The following is a 15,817-nucleotide window of genomic DNA, read 5'->3' on the forward strand; positions in this document are numbered from 1 at the left end:
GAGCCCTGAGCTTGTCGAAGGGCCGCCGTTGATCAGCGCTGGGTGGTGATCACGGAGCCGGTGCCGTACTTGCTCCAGATGTCGTTGCAGGACTCGCAGGTGTCGGCCGGGATGATCCCGGTCCGCATCAGCAGCCCGAACATCCAGCAGCCGGCGCAGAACCCGACCACCGATTCCAGCGTCGCGAAGATCAACAGCACCGCGATCAGCACCGTACCGGCAAGGGTCAGGCCGAAGCCGAGGCTGAGCACCGCGGCGACCGTGGTCAGCACCAGCCCGATCGCCTGAGCGAACCGCTTCGGCGGGCCGGGCACGAACTTCGGCAGGCCGAGCCTCGGCGCGATCACCTGGGTGGCCAGCCGGCCGAGCAGGCTGAACCGCGGACCGGCCGCGACCCGGGCGGCGAAGCCGATCGCCAGCAGCACGATCAACCAGTGCCAGCCGGTGATCAAGGTCAGGGCGGCGAGCACGACCACACCGCCGGCGACGACGCGGGCGGCCTTCTCGTTCACCGGATTGGGGAATCCCCACAGTGAGGCCATGGAATAACCGTAGGCCGGTGGAGGCGGCTTGTGGTCGGCGTCCGATGGGTGAGACCCTGCCGAACCATGAGCGGCGAGACGAGAACCGGCGCGTTCTGGGCTGCCGTACGCGGTGAGGCCCCGGTCCCGCCCGCGGCCGCGACCCTCGGCTTCGAGTTCGTCGACGTCGATCCGGACCGGGGCACCATCAGGCTCGCCTTCGCCGCGACGGAAGCCTTCACGAATCCGGCCGGCAACGTGCTCGGTGCCTTCGTCGCAGCCATGCTGTACGACACCGTCGGCCCGGCGCTGATCGCGACCCTGGAGCCGGACCAGTTCCAGTCGACGCTCGACCTGAACACCCGCTTCCTCCGCCCGACCCGGCCGGGCCGCAAACTCGGCCACGGCCGGATCGTGCACCGTACCGGCGACCTCGCCCACCTGGCCGCCGAGCTGACCGAACCCGACGGAACCCTGATCGCCACCGCCACCGCGACCGCCCGGGTGATCCCCCTCGCCGAGGCGCGAGACGCGGTCTGATCCCGAGCCGCGGTGTCGGAGGCCATGGATCGAACTCGACCCTTCGAGCGGGCCGGGCTCGCTCGGCCCTGGTGTCGAGCGTGACGGTACGACCTTCTGCCAGAGCTTGCCTGCGCACTCGCGGCCCGCGCGAGCTGCGATCCTGCGTTGCAGGCATCGCGGTCGCGGACTCTGGCACGCCTCGCATCCCGCGCCGACACAGGCGGTCTCGACTGGACGCAACGGGCCGGCTCTGCGCGCGTCCCGACCTACCGCGCCGAGAGTTGAGCGATCGCTCAAATTCGAGCTACCCTGAGTGGGGAGGTCATGAGGCGAATGAAGATCGTCGTTCCGGGTGGCAGTGGGCATCTCGGCAGCGTGCTCGGTGCAGCCCTGGTGGACGCGGGGCACGAAGTGGTCGTACTCACGCGGGCGCCGTCCGACGCCTCCGCCGTCCGCGAAGTCGCGTGGGACGGCCGGAGTCTGGGGGCGTGGGCGGCAGAGATCGACGGCGCTGATGCGGTGATCAATCTGTCCGGGCGGAGCGTCGGCTGTCGCTACACGCCGGCGAATCTGCGGGACATGATGAACTCCCGGGTCGACTCGGCCCGGGTCATCGGGCAGGCGATCGCCGGCGCCGAGCGGCCGCCGGCGGTCTGGCTCCAGATGAGTACGGCGACGATCTACGCCCACCGGTTCGACGCGGCCAACGACGAGCGGACCGGGATCATCGGCGGCGCGGAGCCGGACGTGCCCGACTACTGGGCGTACAGCGTGGACATCGCGCGCAACTGGGAGGCCGAGCAGTCCCAGGCCGACACCCCACGGACGCGCCGGGTCGCGCTGCGGACGGCAATGGTGATGAGTCCCGGTCGCGGCGGCGTCTACCGGGTGCTCCGGAGTCTGGCCCGGCTCGGGTTGGGCGGTCCGGTGGCGGGCGGGCGGCAGTACGTCTCCTGGATCCACGACCGGGACCTGGTGCGCGCGATCCTGTTCCTGCTCGACGATCCCGCACTGTCCGGCCCGGTGAATCTGGCCGCGCCGGATCCGCTGCCGCAGGCCGAGTTCATGCGGCTGCTGCGCCGGGCCTGCGGGCGGCCGTTCGGCCTGCCGGTGACGCGTTGGATGGCCGAGTTGGGTGCGTTCGTCCTGCGGGCGGACACCGAGTTGTTGCTGAAGAGCCGACGGGTGGTGCCGACCCGGCTGCTCGAGGCCGGCTTCCGGTTCGACTTTCCCTCCTGGCCCGACGCTGCCGCGGAGCTGGAGAGCCGGGTCCGGTCCGCGCGTCAGGGGAGCAGCAGGGTGGTGTCGCCGAACTCGTGCCAGAGATAGCCGTGCTCGATCGCGGCGTCGTAGGCCCGCTGGGTGAGGTCGATGCCGGCGACGGCCTCGACGAGCAGCAGGTGCGAGGCCTCCGGCTCGTGCCAGCCGCTGATCAGGCCCGACACCGCGCGGACCGGACGGGTCGGCCCGATCACCAGGTCGGTCCAGCCCATCCGAGGCCGTACGGTCCCGTCGGGATCGGCCGCCGACTCGACCGCGCGGGTCGCCGTGGTGCCCACCGCGATCACCCGCCGGTGCCGGGCCCGGGCGGTGTTGATCATGCGGGCGGTGGCCTCCGGCACGGCGTACCACTCCGGCAGCGGGGCCTCGCCGACCTCGGGCGAGGACACGGTCGTGTGCAGGGTGATCGGCGCGAACTGGATCCCGGCCGCGACCAGCCGAGTGACCAGGCCGGTGCTGAACGGGCGGCCGGCGCTCGGCATCTCGGCTGAGCCGGGGCGCAGCGCGAACACGGTCTGGTAGCGATCCAGCGGAAAGCTGCGGACCAGATGCCCGTAGCTGATCGGTCGGCCCTGTCGCTCCAGGTAGGCGGCCAGCGGACCCGGGGTGTGTACGGCAGCGCGCCAGAGTCGACTTCCGACGCCGGTCGGCGACGAGCCCGCCTCCGGGTACGGGCTCAGCAGGGTGAGCGTGGCCCCCGCCGGCAACTCCAGCGTCTCGCCGGCGCGGCCGTCCAGGACCGGGTCCGCGGCATGGGGCGCGGTGCGCAACTCGACCACCCGCCGTCCGTCGGCGAGCCGGTTGGCCAGATGGACGACGACCGGACTCCGGTCCTCCCGCCGGGCGTCCAGTTGACCGGCGACGGTCGCCGAGTTGTTGATCACCAACAGATCGCCCGGGACCAGCACGTCACCAAGATCACGGAACCGCAGATGATCAAGGCCGCCGGACCGGCCGACGAGGAGGCGCACGCCGTCCCGGGCCGGGCGCCGGGTTCCGCTGCCGCGCAGCTCCGGCGGCTCGGTGGCCGGCCGGATCGCGGCCGCCGAGAACCGGGTCTGCGGGCGGTCCTGCAACGCGCTCATGTCAGTTGACCTCGGCGGCCCGGTATCGGCCGCTGGCGGGTCGGCCGGTGATCAAGCGGAGGAATGCCGGCGTCGCCGTCTCCGGCAGTGGCCGGTCGCTGATGTCCTCGCCGGGGAAGGCGGCCTGGTGCATGGCGGTACGGAGATCGCCGGGATCGACTGCGTACCACCGGCGGTCCGGCTCCTCGGCGGCCAAGGTCGCCGTCAGGTGATCGAGACCGGCCTTGCTGGCCGCGTAGCCACCCCAGCCGGGGTAGTGATCGGCGGCCGCGTCGGAGGAGAGATTGATGATCACCGCGTCGGGCGCCAGCCAGGGCCGCGCCACGTTGATCAACGCCAGCGGTGCGATCAGGTTCACGGCGAGGATCCGGGCGAAGGTCTCGGGCTCCAGGTCACGCAGCTGCGGCTGTGGACTGCCGCCCAGTTCGCTGGCGTTGTTGATCAACAGGTCGATCGGCCCGGCGTCGGCGGCGAGCCGGACCAGGCGCTCCCGGTGGTCCGGGTCGGCGACGTCTCCGGCGAGCCAGCGGACGTCGCCGCCGAGTTGGCCGGCGGCCTCGGCCAGCGGGGCCTCGGTGCGGGCGGTGGTGGTGACGGTCCATCCGGCGGAGACCAGGTCGGTGATCAGGGCTCGGCCGAGTCCGGCGGAGCCGCCGGTGACGATGGCGTTCGGCATGGCTGCCTCCTCGATGACTGGAGGAAGCCAGTATCAAACCTCAAGCTGACGTGAACTCAAGTCCCGATTCCGGGCGTACTCTCCCGGATCACCACCGACGACTTCGCGGTCCAGACGACGCTCGCCTTGCCCGGCTGGGCCTCCGGGGTGTCCAGGGCGTGCCGGACCGCCTCCCGGCCGATCTCGGCGAGCGGGATGCCGACCGTGGTCAGGGCCGGCGTCACGTCGCGTACCGTCGGAATGTCGTCGTAGCCGGCCACCGCCACATCGACACCGGGCCGCAGCCCGACCGACCGCAGGGCGGACATGGCGCCGACCGCCATCACGTCGTTGACGGCGAAGATCAACTCGACCTCGCCGCGGGCCTCCTTGATCAACTCCAGGGCACCGGCATAGCCGCCGTCCCGGGTGAACTCGGTGCTGATCACGTGCCGGTCGGCCAGGTCGATGCCGTGCGCCGCGAGGCCGTCGCGGAAGCCGCGCAGTCGCTCGTTCGACGTCTCCAGCGCGTCGTTGCCCCGCAGTACGGCGAACCGGCGATAGCCCAAGCCGGCCAGGGCTTCGGCGAGCTGGCGGGCGCCGGTGGTGTTGTCCATCGCGACCGTGGGGAACGGCAGCACCGGCTGGCTGATCATGATCACCCGGCCGCCGGACTCGGTCAGCGCCGTCAGCTCCTCGATCAGTGCCGGCTGGTCCGGATTGTCGGCCAGTCGGCTGCCGGCGACGATCATGATCCTCGGCCGCTGGGCGGCCATCGTGCGGACCAGGTCGAGCTCGCGGGACGAATCGCGCCCGGTGGCCGCCATGGTCACCACCAGCCCGGCGGCGTCGGCAGCCTCGATGACGCCGGCGGCGATCCGGGAGAAGTACGGGTCGGACACATCGCCGACCAGCAGGCCCACCGTCGTCGTCGTACCGCGTGCGACCGCCTGAGCCGCGTAGTTCGGCTTGTAGTTCAGCCGTTTGGCGGCGGCGAGCACCCGAGCTCGATAGTCGTCGCGAACCCGGCGTGTGCTGCCGTTGATCGCCCGGGAGGCGGTCGCCAATGAGACGCCGGCCTCCCTGGCGACATCGTGCAGCGTGACCGGGCTCGGCCCGTTCGGTCGCGGCATGGGGGTCATTGTTGCAGCCGAGACGCCCGGGAGGCTCCAGGACGCGGCAATGAAATGATGGCGGTACGGACTCGCCGGTGAATCCCAACGGCAAATCAACCTGCAGATGAGGGGACCCATGACCGAAAGCCCGACCACCCAGCCCGGACTCGACCAGGCCCTGCGAGCCGCCGCCCGTGCGGCGACCGCGTTGGCCGGATCGGAACCGGCGACCCGGGCGGACTGGCTGCGGGCGATCGCCGACGAACTGGACGCGCACCGCGACGAACTCGTCGTGCTGGCCCAGGAGGAGACCCATCTGCCGCGGCCGCGGCTGGAGGGCGAGGTCGGCCGGACCACGTTCCAGTTGCGGCTCACCGCGGACGCCGTGGTCGAGGGCTCCTGGCTCGAGGTCGCGATCGACCATGCCGATCCGAACTGGCCGACCGGGCCCCGGCCGGACCTGCGCCGGGTGCTCCGCCCGCTCGGCCCGGTGCTCGTCGTCGCGGCCAGCAACTTCCCGTTCGCGTTCAGCGTGGCCGGCGGCGACACCGCCTCCGCGCTGGGCTCCGGCTGCCCGGTGCTGCTGAAGCTGCACCCCGGACATCCGAAGCTCTCCGACCGGACCGGGGAGCTGGTGCTCGCGGCGCTGGCCAAGGCCGGCGCACCGGCCGGGACGTTCGCCATGATCAGCAGCGAGGCCGACGCCCAGGCGGCCCTGAAGGACCCGCGGATCAAGGCGGGTGCCTTCACCGGGTCGATCCGCGGCGGCCGGGCGCTGTTCGACATCGCCGCCGGCCGGCCCGATCCGGTCCCGTTCTACGGCGAACTGGGCAGCGTCAACCCCGTCTTCGTCCTGCCGTCGGCGTTGCGCCGTCAGTCCGAGACCCTGTCCGGCTATGTCAGCTCGTACACCCTCGGCGTCGGGCAGTTCTGCACCAAGCCGGGCGTCCTGTTCGCGCCGCACAGCCAGTCCGTCCTCGACGAGCTGGCGGGTCTGGTCGGAGCGGTCGCGCCCGCGCAGCCGCTGAACGACCGGATCGCCCAGGGCTTCACCGGCCGGCTGGCCGAACTGCGGGAGCAGTGGCAGCCGGTCAGCGAGGGTGCCCAGACCGCCGACGGTCTCACCCCGTCGCTGTTCGCGACCACCATCGACGAGGCACTGGGTGACCTGGACGGTCTGTTCGAGGAGGCCTTCGGTCCGGCCTCGGTCGTCGTCTCGTACGAGGACCCGGCCGAACTCGTCGCCGTGGCCCGGCGGCTGCCCGGCCAGCTCACCGCGACCGTGCACGGCGACGAGGACGACCCGATCGCCCCCGAGTTGCTCAACGTGCTGGCCAACCACGCCGGCCGGGTGATCTGGAACGGCTGGCCGACCGGCGTCTCGGTCACCTGGGCGATGCAGCACGGCGGCGGCTGGCCCGCCACCACCGCCTCCGTACATACGTCGGTCGGCCCGACCGCCCTGCGCCGGTTCGTCACCCCGATCTCCTACCAGGACGTGCCGGAAGCCCTGCTCCCCGCCGCCGTACGCGACGACAACCCGCTCGGCATCTGGCAGCGGATCGACGGCAAGCTCACCCCGCCGAGCTGAATCAGCGCACGATGCGGCGACGGTCCCGTTTGCCGAGCTTGATCACGTCACCGGCATTGATCATGATCGGCGCGTCGGGATCGGTGAGCTTGGTGCCGTTCAGCGAGACGCCGCCCTGGCCGGCCAGCCGGAGCAGTTCGCTGCGGCTGGCGTCCGGGCGGGCCCGGCGGAGCAGCTCGATCACCGTGAGCTGATCGTGATCGAGGGCGAGGATCGGGAGATCGTCGGGCAGTTCCCGGGCCGAGAACAGGCTGAGGAACGCTGCTCGCTCCCGGGCCGCCGTCTCGGCTCCGTGGTAGCGGGTCACGACCGCTTCGGCGACGTCCAGCTTCGCGTCCCGGGCCTCGCGTCCACCGAGCTGGGCTCGGCGGGCCAGGTCGGCGATCCGGTCCGCGGGCAGGTCCGAGTAGACCGTCGCGTACGTCTCGATCAGCGGGTCGAGCAGGCGCATCAGCTTGCCGAACTTGTCCTGCGGGCTGTCGACCAGTCCGACGTAGTTGCCGAGCGACTTGGACTGTTTCGGTCCGCCGTCCAGACCGGGCGTGATCTTGGTCGTGATCACCACCTGCGGCTCGGCGCCGAGGCGCTGCTGCAGGTGCCGGCCCATCATCTCGTTGTACAACTGGTCCGTTCCGACGATCGTCAGGTCGCTGTCCATGGCGAAGCTGTCGTAGCCCTGCAGGACCGGGTAGATCAACTCGTGCCCGGCGATGTCGGCGCCGGCCGCGATCCGTTCCGCGAACATGTCCCGCGCGATCAGCCGGCCGTGGGTGACGAGCGCCAGCACGTCGAGCAGGCCGCCGACGCCGAGCGGCTCCAGCCACTCCGAGTTGCGGCGGATCTCGAGCAGGTCGTCGTCGGTGCGGAGCACGGTGGTGACCTGGTTGAGGTACGCCGTCGCGTTCCGGTCGATCTCCTCGGCCGAGAGCACCGGCCGGGTCTCGGACCGGTCGGTCGGATCGCCGATCCGGGTGGTCAGGTCGCCGATCAGGAAGACCACCCGATGGCCGTGATCTTGGAGGTGGCGCATCAGCCACAGGTTCACCGCGTGGCCGAGATGGAGGTCCGGCGCGGTGCAGTCGACGCCGTACTTGATCCGCAGCGGGCGGCCCGACTCGAGCCGCTCGACGAACGAGTCGCGGCCGACGATCTGCTCCGTGGTGCGCGCGAAATGATCAAGGATGGACAGGGCGGAAGGTCTTGCAGACATGGGATTCCCTCGGTGAGAGCCGGAAACTGAGCAGGGGTACGGGCTCTGCGAGGGCGCGCGGACGGCTAGGAGCGTGACGACAGGACCGGAGCTCCTCCCAGAGCCCGGCTATAGTCGTTCGTCCGCTGCGGCATGGGGCGACCCTAACATGCGATGGAGGATGCCGGTGAGTACGGAGGCGGGGCCGCCGGACGGCTACACCGACGCAGAACGGGCCCGGCGGGACGCCCGGGACGCCGAGGTTCGGCGGCTGCAGGCGGCCGGCCGGTGCTACCAATGTCATGATCAACAAGTCGGCGGCGCGTTGCTCGGCCGGGAGTCCGTGATCGCCGTCCGTGGCCCGGTACGGGTCTGTCTGGCGGCTGACCCGCGCGCGGTCGGGCACACCATCGTCGGCTGGCTGCCCCACGTGCCGGACTTCCTCGGGCTGGACGAGGACGAGACGGCGGTCCTGTTCACCGCGGCGCGGGAGGTCGGGCTGGCGCTCAAGGCGGCGCTGGGCTGCGAGCGGGTCTACCTGGTGACGATGTGCGACGGGGAACACAATCACCTGCATCTGCAGCTGATTCCGCGGTACGCAGGAACGCCGATCGGGTCCCGGCGGCTGGTCGACCCGCGGCGCCCGCTGCGGGACGCGGGCGTCCTGACCGAGGCCGTACGCGAGCGATTGGGGGCGGGGTGGCAGGCATGACCGGGAGTCCGGAGACGCGGCTGGTGATCATCCGGGGGAACTCGGCGTCCGGGAAGTCGACCGTCGCGCGGCTGCTCCGGGAACGGGTGGGCCGCGGGGTGACGCTGATCCACCAGGACCACGTCCGGCGGATCCTGCTCCAGGAGTACGACCGGCCCGGCGCGAGCAACATCCGCATGATCGACACGATCGCCCGGACTGCGCTGGACGAGGGCTACGACGTGATCATCGACGGGATCATGAACGCCGTTCGCTACGCCGAGATGCTGAACCGGTTGATCGATGACCACCGCGGCCGGAGCGTCGCCGTCTACCTGAACATCCCGGTGGACGAGACGATGCGGCGGCACCGGACGAAGCCGGACATCGGGGAGGTGCCGGAGGAGACCGTACGCTCCTGGTACGCCGCCGACGACCTGCTGCCGGAGCGCGACGAGGTGGTCTTCGGGCCGGAGTCGTCGGCCGCCGAGATGGTGCAGGAACTGTTCCAGCGCACGGGATTCCGGCCGCGCGACGGGTCCGCGGAACTTCCTCCGCACTGCCGTTGATCATGGCCCGGATCAGGGTAGGTTCATGATCATGACAACGGCGACTTCCTGGTACGACAGCCATGCCGACTGGTACGTGACCTACACGCAGGAATGGCGGCCGTTGGCCGCCGAGTTCCTGCCGCCCGACCTGACCGGCCAGGCGGTGCTCGACCTGGCCTGCGGCTGGGGCCAGCTGAGCCGGATCCTGGCCGAGCGCGGCGCGGCCGTCACCGGCGTCGATCTCGCCGAGCAGCTGCTCGCCCGGGCCCGCGAGCTGGAGCAGGCCGATCCGGCGGGTATCCGCTATCTGGCCGGGAACGCCGCCGGGACCCGGTGGTGGGATGGCCTGCCGTTCGACGGCGCCGTCTGCAACATGGCGCTGATGGACATCGACGACCTGGCCGGCGCGATGAGCTCCGTGGCCCGGGTCCTGCGGCCGGGCGGCTGGTTCGTCTTCACCCTGTTCCATCCGTGCTTCCCCGGCCGGGGCGACACCCAGTCGAGCTGGCCGCCGGACGGCGGGTACGCGACCGAACGGCGCTGGAACACCGGCCGGGACGGAGTCCGCGGGCATGTCGGCGCCAACCACCGGATGGTGTCGACGTACCTGAACACGGCACTGCGGGCCGGCCTGGAGTTCGAGGAATTCGCCGAACGCGACGCCGAGGTCCCGCAGACGCTGGTCGTCCGCTGCCGCCGGCCGGCCTGATCGACTCCGGGGCGGACCGGCGGGGAGCTTGCCGCGGATCCTTGTCCGAGGCGGACCGGCGTGCGAGGATTTGCTCAGCGGCGTCCGCCTGACGCCCAGTCCGGTGCCGGACCCCAGCTCCTGCACCAACGACGAAGGGGAGCACATCCTCGGGCGATCGGATTGCGCTTCGCTGTCATTCGACCCTTGGGCGTGTCCGGCGGGCTGGGGCTGTCGTACGTCCGGAGGATTCGACATGACCGAAGACGCCGATTTCAAGCAGTTGGTACGCGAGCGGATGGCCCGTACCGGCGAGAACTACACCACGGCCCGGGCCGCGCTGCGCCCCGACGAGCCCACTCCCACCGAGCCCAGCGCGCCGGATCCGGCGGTCGCCGAGAAGGCCGAGACGATCGGCCGGGGCGCGACTGCCGAGCGGGTTGAGCCGCTCGGTCCCGGTGACCGGAGCGCGACGGCGGAGCGGGCCGAGACCGATGACTCGATCGGGAAGGCCGAGCCTGCCGCGCCGGACGACCCGGCCGGGACGGGCGAACCCGTGGAAACGGGCGAACCCAGGGAATCTGGGGAGCCGATGGCGGCCGGCAACCGCTTCGGCTCCGGCGATTGGGCCGCGGCCGGCATCGAGGACGTGACCGGCGAGCAGGCCGAGGCGAGCGGGCCGGCGCGGCCGGCGTCCCGCAGCGTCGCCGCCTACCTCGACGTCGACCCGGCGCTCAGCGTCGACGACCTGATCATGCTCGGCTCGCTCGGCATCAGCCCGGCGGACTTCGCCGATGCACGGATCGCCTGGCCGGGCATCAGGCTCGACGAGGTGGCGGGCCTGCACAGCATGGGGATCTCGGCCGAGGTGATCCGGGACTGGCACACGCTCGACCCGTCCGTCCCGCTGGAGGAGATCATGGGCGCGGCCAGCGTCGGGCTGACGCCGGCCCTGTTCCGGTCCTATCGGGAACGATTCCCGGACCTGACCACCGAGCACGCCATCGCGCTGCACTCGGTCGGGCTCCGCGGCTGACTGTCGCGGATCACCCGCGCTGTGAGGTGAAAGGCCCGTTTCCGGCCGGTTCGCCTCACAGCGGGGGACTTCTGCGACAACCGGGTCAGCGTCCGCCGTCGGTGTCGTCGTCGGTCTCGCGGAGGTGGGAGAAGTCGCCGAAGTCGTCGTCCTCGCGGGCGGCCCGGCGGGACCGGCCGCCGTGGTCGGTGTCGCCGCGCCGGAAGAGCCGTCCGACGGCGGTCTGGGTCATCGTCGCGTCCGGTTCCTGAGCCGGCTGCTCGGACCGGCGGCCGGTCGTGCTCCGGGCCGGGCGGGGCCGCGGCTCGGCCGAGCGCGGCGATTCCGCGGAGTGGCTGGAGCCGGCCGAGCGACCCGAACCGGAGGAGCGGCCGGACCGGGCCGAGCCGGTACGGGAGCGGGTCGCGGTCACGGCCCCGCCGCCCGACGCCAGCGCCGGCGAGCCCGCCTTGGACCGGTCGCTGACCCGGACGACGGCGACGCCGATCGCGGTGGTCAGCGGCACGGCCAGGATCAGGCCGATCGAGCCGACCAGGGTCCGGATCACCTCGCCCGCGAACTGCTCGGTCTGCACCACCTCCAGCAGCGGCCGCTGGTAGATCACGATCAGCAGCAGCACCGGCAGCACGGCACCGGCCGTGGCGAAGGCGATCGTGTAGACCGTCGAGGCGATGTGGTCACGACCGATCCGCATGGCCCGGGAGAACAGCCGCTTCCGGTCCGGGTCGGCATCGGCGAGTTCCCAGACCGCGGAGGCCTGGGTGATCGTGACGTCGTTCAGCACGCCGAGCCCGGCGATGATGATGCCGCAGATCACCACCGAGGTGAGTTCCATGTTCGGCGCGGTCGCGGCGAGGACGTAGTCGTCCTCCGCGGAGACCCCGGTCAGGTGCGCCCATTTGGTGGCGATCCAGCCGAAGACGGCGCTCAGCACCAACCCGAACAGGGTGCCGAGCAGCGCTGTCGTGGTTCTGGCACTGAACCCGTGCGCCGCGTACAGGACGACGAACATGATTGCGGCCGACCCGATCAGGCCGACCAGGATCGGACTCGACCCGACCACCAACGCCGGGAACATGAACTTGATCAGGATGAACCCGGCGAACGCCAGGCCGATCAGGGACGCGAAGCCGCGCCAGCGCGCGACCAGCACCACCAGGGCCCCGAAGATCAGGGCCAGGATCGCCAACGGCACCGTACGTTCGAAATCGGAGAACTGGTACGCGGGCGGCTGTCCCGGCTCGGCCGGCACCCGCATGAGTTTCAGCTTCTGACCGATCGAGACGCCGGACTTGAAGATCGTGTCGGAGACCGCGACCTGGACCGTCTGCCCCTGCTCGGGCCCGTCGGTCAACTCGACCGCGAGGTCGGCACAGACCTGGTCGGTCCGGCCGGTCACCATGCCCGGCAGACCCTCACACTTGATCTGGTTGATGTTGGTCACCTTGCCGGTGACGAACGTGATGTCCGGCGGATTGGCCAGGCTCGGGTCGATCTTGGACTCGACATCGCGCGGCCACAGGAAGACCAGTCCGGCAATGGTCCAGATCAACAACGGGATCAGAATCACCACCATGATCCGCAGCGCCTTCTGGTGCCGGACCCGGTCGGCCTGCGTCAGGGCGCGGTCGTCCTCGTGGTGGTGGTGAGTCTCCGTCATAGTCTTAGTTCCCGTGAGCCAGATTCCGAAGGGCAAGAAGAAAGCTACCCGGTCGAGTCTGCCCGCGGCGAAACGAGAACATGATCCGAGTTGGCCGAGGGCCGGCCGCGACGATACCCGCTCACGATCCAATCCGCAGCGTTCCGGTGAATCCCGGTCCCGTACCGCGCCCATGGTCCTGGTGCTCACCGTCGTCGTCTGGGCGGTCGCGCTGACCGCCGGCATCGCCATCTGGACGACCAGGACGGACACCAGCGCCGGCGCCGGTTCGGCCGTCCCGCCAAACCTGCCCGAGGCTCCGGGCGGCACGCCGGAGGACACCCCGTCGCCCGACCCGGAGCCCGAACCCGACCCGGAGGCGGACCGCTCCGAGCGGCCGTCCCGCTCCGACCCGCCGCCGACGAAGAAGCCGAAGCAGACGCCGCAGATCCCGGCCGCCGGAAAGGGCACCTACGACCGGCAGCAGCGGACCGCGAAGCCGGCCGGCGACTCCGGCCAGAAGATCACCTACGACGTACGGGTCGAGAAGGGCCTGCCGTACGAGGTCGACGACATCGCCAAGACGATCCACACGATCCTCAACGACGAGCGGTCCTGGAGCGGGACCGGCGACTGGCGGTTCGAGCTGGTCGGGCCGGGCGAGGAGGCCGACCTGCACGCGTACCTGGCGACGCCGAAGACCACCGACAAGCTGTGCGCGCCGCTGCTCACCGGCGGTGAGGTGTCCTGCCGCAACGGCGAGAAGGTCGTGCTGAACGCGAAGCGCTGGGCGTTCGGGGCGGAGGCGTACGGAGACGACGTGGCCAACTACCGGCGCTACCTGGTCAACCACGAGTTCGGGCATGCGCTCGGCTTCGGCCACGTCGGCTGCCCCGGCGAGGGGCGCCCGGCGCCGATCATGATGCAGCAGACCAAGGGCGTGGACGGCTGTCGGCCCAACCCGTGGCCGGCCGGCGATGACTGAGGGCCGCGGATGCTGATCTTGTTACCACCCTCCGAGGGCAAGGCCGGGCCGACCCGGCGCGGCCGACCGGTCGAGCCGGACCGGCTGTCCCATCCGGAGCTCGCCGAGGCCCGGATCGCCGTCCGGGACGCCCTGATCAAGGCCAGCGGGCACGCCGACGCGCTGAGCATCCTCGGCGTCGCACCGGGGCTGGCCGCCGAGGTCGAGCACAACGTGCGGCTGGACACCATGCCCGCGCAGCCGGTCGCGAAGGTCTACACCGGCGTGCTCTACGACGCGCTCTCGTACGACACCCTGTCGGCCACCGGCCGGCGCCGGGCGAACCGGTCGGTCCGGGTGCAGAGCGCGCTCTGGGGTCCGGTCGGGCCGGGTGACCGGATCGCGCCGTACCGGCTGTCGATGGGCGTCACGCTGCCCGGGATCGGCCCGCTGGCACGGTTCTGGCGGTCCCGGCTGGGCCCGGTGCTCGGCGAACTGGCCGGCTCCGGGGTCGTCGTCGACTGCCGCTCGTCGACGTACACGAGTGCCTGGCAGCCCGACCCGGCCTCCGCGCACCGCTACGTCGCGGTGCGGGTGTTCACCGAGGTGGACGGCCGCCTGGTCGCGATCTCGCATCAGGCCAAGCACACTCGCGGCCTGGTCGCGCGGCTGCTGCTGGAGGCGCCGGCGGCCCCGCGGACGCCGGCCGGGGTCGCCGAACTGGTCGCCGCCGACCATCGCTGTGAACTCACCGACCAGGGTCGCCGCGGATTCAGCCTCGATGTGATCACATGAGGTCTGTGATCACCTTGCGCCGCCTGGACGAGCGGGACCGGCTCGGATTCGAGGCGACCGGGATGCTGCCCGGGCCGGCTGACGGGCTGCGCTGGCATTCCGAGTATCCGACCGAGAACACCTTGATCGGGTACCGGCTGTCCGTGGAGGCCGATCAGCCGGAACCCGACACGACACCGTGGTGGATGTATCACGTGGTGCGCGACGGTGAGGTGGTCGGCAACATCGGTTTCCACGGTCCACCCGATGATCAAGGAACGGTGGAGATCGGCTACGACATCGTGGATTCCCTGTGGGGACAGGGAATCGGCTCGGCGGCCTGCGCCGAGATCGTCCGGATCGCGCGGGACGCCGGCGTTGCCGAGGTGGTCGCCGAGACGGAGCCGGACAACGTCGGCTCGCAGCGGATCCTGATCAAGAACGGCTTCGTCCGGGTCGACGCCGACGAGCCCGGCGCGGTGAGGTTCCGGCTTCGATGGTGATCGCGGCCGAAGCGCGTACGGTCACTCTGGACACCGACGTGATGCTGGATTCGATCATGCTCGGACTGCGCCGCGGGTCGGGCGATCCGACCCACCGCCGGATCGGCAACGGCTGGCTGCGCGCCTCCCGTACCCCGGCCGGACCGGTGTTGATCATGGTCGGCGGGACCGGCCGGACGGTGCGAGCGCGGGCCTGGGGCGACGGCGCGGACTGGGCCCTGGACCAGCTGCCCCGGCTGCTCGGCGCCGAGGACGATCCGTCCGGCTTCCGGCCGCTGCCGGAACACCCGCCGCTGGTCGAGGCACACCGGCGCTTCCCGTACTTCCGGGTCGGAAGGACCGAGCGGGTCATCGAGGCGATCCTGCCGTCCTGCATCGAGCAGGTGGTGACCGGCAAGGAGGCGTTCCGCGCCTGGCGGCTGCTGGTCACCGAGTACGGCGAGCCGGCTCCCGGACCGGGCGGCGATCCGGAGTCGCCCGCCGACGGCATGCGGGTGCCACCGGCTCCCGAGGTGTGGGCCCGGGTGCCGAGCTGGAAGTTCCTGATGGCCGGCGTCGAACAGCGGCGCAGCCGGCCCCTGGTCCGCGCCGCCGGTCGGGCGGCGGCCCTGGAGCGGACCCTGGCCATGAGCTTCGCCGACGCGGACCGAGCCCTGCGGAGCCTGCCCGGGATCGGGCCCTGGACCTCCGCCGAGGTACGCCAGCGAGCGCACGGCGACCCGGACGCCTGGAGCATCGGCGACTACCACGTCGGGAAGGCGATCACCTGGGCGCTGACCGGCGAGAAGCTCGACGACGACGCCTGCACCGAGATCCTGGAGCCCTACCGCGGTCACCGGTTCCGGGTGCAGGCGCTGCTCGGGATGGCCGGCCACACGCCGCCGCGCCGCGGGCCGCGCATGACCTTGCCGACCCACACCCCGTACGCCACCCGCGGCCGGAGCTGATCACTGGTTCTGGGCGAGCCGGCGGCCTGGTCCACCGAGCGCTCCCGCAGGAGCGCGCTACGGAC

The 15,817-nt window shown here is 71.4% G+C and carries 17 protein-coding genes; 11 read left to right on the forward strand and 6 right to left on the reverse strand.

Annotation, left to right across the window (positions count from 1 at the left end):
* Nucleotides 1-32 precede the first annotated feature (32 nt).
* Nucleotides 33-542, reverse strand: a complete 510-nt coding sequence (locus AC6CCG_RS20910; RefSeq protein ID WP_496656571.1) for a DUF4395 domain-containing protein — start codon at nucleotides 540-542, stop codon at nucleotides 33-35.
* 66 nt (nucleotides 543-608) lie between these two features.
* Here AC6CCG_RS20910 and AC6CCG_RS20915 point away from each other — a divergent pair, with 66 nt between their 5' ends.
* On the forward strand, nucleotides 609-1,061 hold the full coding sequence (locus AC6CCG_RS20915; protein ID WP_496656572.1) for a PaaI family thioesterase: 453 nt from the start codon (nucleotides 609-611) through the stop codon (nucleotides 1,059-1,061).
* Between the two features lie 315 nt (nucleotides 1,062-1,376).
* Complete coding sequence (locus AC6CCG_RS20920; RefSeq protein WP_496656573.1) at nucleotides 1,377-2,372, forward strand: TIGR01777 family oxidoreductase; 996 nt, start codon at nucleotides 1,377-1,379, stop codon at nucleotides 2,370-2,372.
* Here AC6CCG_RS20920 and AC6CCG_RS20925 read toward each other — a convergent pair.
* The 3 genes from AC6CCG_RS20925 to AC6CCG_RS20935 are packed head-to-tail and all read right to left on the reverse strand — an operon-like array spanning nucleotide 2,327 to nucleotide 5,197.
* Entirely contained in the window at nucleotides 2,327-3,409 is a 1,083-nt protein-coding gene (locus AC6CCG_RS20925; protein ID WP_496656574.1) for an S-adenosylmethionine:tRNA ribosyltransferase-isomerase, read from the reverse strand. The two genes, AC6CCG_RS20920 and AC6CCG_RS20925, sit on opposite strands and share 46 nt — an antisense overlap.
* 1 nt (nucleotide 3,410) lies before the next feature.
* The gene (locus AC6CCG_RS20930; protein WP_496656575.1) at nucleotides 3,411-4,085 is read right to left on the reverse strand and encodes an SDR family NAD(P)-dependent oxidoreductase; all 675 of its coding nucleotides are present in this window, start codon (nucleotides 4,083-4,085) and stop codon (nucleotides 3,411-3,413) included.
* Between the two features lie 56 nt (nucleotides 4,086-4,141).
* Nucleotides 4,142-5,197: a LacI family DNA-binding transcriptional regulator gene (locus AC6CCG_RS20935; protein ID WP_496656576.1), complete on the reverse strand. Its 1,056-nt coding sequence runs from the start codon at nucleotides 5,195-5,197 to the stop codon at nucleotides 4,142-4,144.
* Between the two features lie 118 nt (nucleotides 5,198-5,315).
* Between AC6CCG_RS20935 and AC6CCG_RS20940 the strand changes: the two genes are divergently transcribed.
* Entirely contained in the window at nucleotides 5,316-6,770 is a 1,455-nt protein-coding gene (locus AC6CCG_RS20940; protein ID WP_496656577.1) for an aldehyde dehydrogenase (NADP(+)), read from the forward strand.
* Nucleotide 6,771: 1 nt separating this feature from the next.
* Here AC6CCG_RS20940 and tyrS read toward each other — a convergent pair whose 3' ends face one another.
* Nucleotides 6,772-7,980, reverse strand: coding sequence for a tyrosine--tRNA ligase (gene tyrS / locus AC6CCG_RS20945; RefSeq protein WP_496656578.1), 1,209 nt, complete (start codon nucleotides 7,978-7,980; stop codon nucleotides 6,772-6,774).
* Between the two features lie 166 nt (nucleotides 7,981-8,146).
* On the opposite strand from tyrS, the gene AC6CCG_RS20950 reads away from it, so the two are divergent.
* From AC6CCG_RS20950 to AC6CCG_RS20965, 4 genes are all read left to right on the forward strand, one after another.
* Nucleotides 8,147-8,671, forward strand: a complete 525-nt coding sequence (locus AC6CCG_RS20950; RefSeq protein WP_496656579.1) for an HIT family protein — start codon at nucleotides 8,147-8,149, stop codon at nucleotides 8,669-8,671.
* Nucleotides 8,668-9,219 (forward strand): AAA family ATPase, encoded by a 552-nt coding sequence (locus AC6CCG_RS20955; RefSeq protein WP_496656580.1) that lies wholly within the window; start codon nucleotides 8,668-8,670, stop codon nucleotides 9,217-9,219. The genes AC6CCG_RS20950 and AC6CCG_RS20955 overlap by 4 nt, the downstream gene beginning before the upstream one ends.
* A gap of 25 nt (nucleotides 9,220-9,244) precedes the next feature.
* Complete coding sequence (locus AC6CCG_RS20960) at nucleotides 9,245-9,910, forward strand: class I SAM-dependent methyltransferase (protein ID WP_496656581.1); 666 nt, start codon at nucleotides 9,245-9,247, stop codon at nucleotides 9,908-9,910.
* A gap of 235 nt (nucleotides 9,911-10,145) precedes the next feature.
* Nucleotides 10,146-10,925, forward strand: coding sequence for a hypothetical protein (locus AC6CCG_RS20965; RefSeq protein WP_496656583.1), 780 nt, complete (start codon nucleotides 10,146-10,148; stop codon nucleotides 10,923-10,925).
* 85 nt (nucleotides 10,926-11,010) lie between these two features.
* Here the strand turns inward: AC6CCG_RS20965 and AC6CCG_RS20970 are convergent, their stop codons facing one another.
* A complete protein-coding gene (locus AC6CCG_RS20970) occupies nucleotides 11,011-12,585 on the reverse strand; it encodes a YibE/F family protein (protein WP_496656584.1) in 1,575 nt (524 codons plus the stop codon).
* Nucleotides 12,586-12,766: 181 nt separating this feature from the next.
* On the opposite strand from AC6CCG_RS20970, the gene AC6CCG_RS20975 reads away from it, so the two are divergent.
* The 4 genes from AC6CCG_RS20975 to AC6CCG_RS20990 are packed head-to-tail and all read left to right on the forward strand — an operon-like array spanning nucleotide 12,767 to nucleotide 15,752.
* Nucleotides 12,767-13,549: a DUF3152 domain-containing protein gene (locus tag AC6CCG_RS20975; protein ID WP_496656586.1), complete on the forward strand. Its 783-nt coding sequence runs from the start codon at nucleotides 12,767-12,769 to the stop codon at nucleotides 13,547-13,549.
* A gap of 9 nt (nucleotides 13,550-13,558) precedes the next feature.
* Nucleotides 13,559-14,323, forward strand: a complete 765-nt coding sequence (locus AC6CCG_RS20980; protein WP_496656587.1) for a YaaA family protein — start codon at nucleotides 13,559-13,561, stop codon at nucleotides 14,321-14,323.
* Nucleotides 14,320-14,805 (forward strand): GNAT family N-acetyltransferase, encoded by a 486-nt coding sequence (locus AC6CCG_RS20985; RefSeq protein WP_496656588.1) that lies wholly within the window; start codon nucleotides 14,320-14,322, stop codon nucleotides 14,803-14,805. The genes AC6CCG_RS20980 and AC6CCG_RS20985 overlap by 4 nt, the downstream gene beginning before the upstream one ends.
* Entirely contained in the window at nucleotides 14,799-15,752 is a 954-nt protein-coding gene (locus tag AC6CCG_RS20990) for a DNA-3-methyladenine glycosylase family protein (RefSeq protein WP_496656589.1), read from the forward strand. Before AC6CCG_RS20985 ends, AC6CCG_RS20990 begins: the two co-directional genes overlap by 7 nt.
* Nucleotides 15,753-15,817: the final 65 nt, after the last annotated feature.

This window comes from Microlunatus sp. YIM B11417 (genome assembly GCF_059617205.1).

What these genes read in the sequence shown, in the direction of transcription:
- AC6CCG_RS20940 (WP_496656577.1), top strand. Translation starts at nt 5,316, where the DNA reads ATGACCGAAAGCCCGACCACCCAGCCCGGACTCGACCAGGCCCTGCGA.
- AC6CCG_RS20955 (WP_496656580.1), top strand. Translation starts at nt 8,668, where the DNA reads ATGACCGGGAGTCCGGAGACGCGGCTGGTGATCATCCGGGGGAACTCG.
- AC6CCG_RS20925 (WP_496656574.1), bottom strand. Translation starts at nt 3,409, where the DNA reads ATGAGCGCGTTGCAGGACCGCCCGCAGACCCGGTTCTCGGCGGCCGCG.
- AC6CCG_RS20980 (WP_496656587.1), top strand. Translation starts at nt 13,559, where the DNA reads ATGCTGATCTTGTTACCACCCTCCGAGGGCAAGGCCGGGCCGACCCGG.
- AC6CCG_RS20910 (WP_496656571.1), bottom strand. Translation starts at nt 542, where the DNA reads ATGGCCTCACTGTGGGGATTCCCCAATCCGGTGAACGAGAAGGCCGCC.
- AC6CCG_RS20970 (WP_496656584.1), bottom strand. Translation starts at nt 12,585, where the DNA reads ATGACGGAGACTCACCACCACCACGAGGACGACCGCGCCCTGACGCAG.
- AC6CCG_RS20915 (WP_496656572.1), top strand. Translation starts at nt 609, where the DNA reads ATGAGCGGCGAGACGAGAACCGGCGCGTTCTGGGCTGCCGTACGCGGT.
- AC6CCG_RS20960 (WP_496656581.1), top strand. Translation starts at nt 9,245, where the DNA reads ATGATCATGACAACGGCGACTTCCTGGTACGACAGCCATGCCGACTGG.
- AC6CCG_RS20935 (WP_496656576.1), bottom strand. Translation starts at nt 5,197, where the DNA reads ATGCCGCGACCGAACGGGCCGAGCCCGGTCACGCTGCACGATGTCGCC.
- AC6CCG_RS20930 (WP_496656575.1), bottom strand. Translation starts at nt 4,085, where the DNA reads ATGCCGAACGCCATCGTCACCGGCGGCTCCGCCGGACTCGGCCGAGCC.
- tyrS (WP_496656578.1), bottom strand. Translation starts at nt 7,980, where the DNA reads ATGTCTGCAAGACCTTCCGCCCTGTCCATCCTTGATCATTTCGCGCGC.
- AC6CCG_RS20985 (WP_496656588.1), top strand. Translation starts at nt 14,320, where the DNA reads ATGAGGTCTGTGATCACCTTGCGCCGCCTGGACGAGCGGGACCGGCTC.
- AC6CCG_RS20990 (WP_496656589.1), top strand. Translation starts at nt 14,799, where the DNA reads ATGGTGATCGCGGCCGAAGCGCGTACGGTCACTCTGGACACCGACGTG.
- AC6CCG_RS20920 (WP_496656573.1), top strand. Translation starts at nt 1,377, where the DNA reads ATGAAGATCGTCGTTCCGGGTGGCAGTGGGCATCTCGGCAGCGTGCTC.
- AC6CCG_RS20965 (WP_496656583.1), top strand. Translation starts at nt 10,146, where the DNA reads ATGACCGAAGACGCCGATTTCAAGCAGTTGGTACGCGAGCGGATGGCC.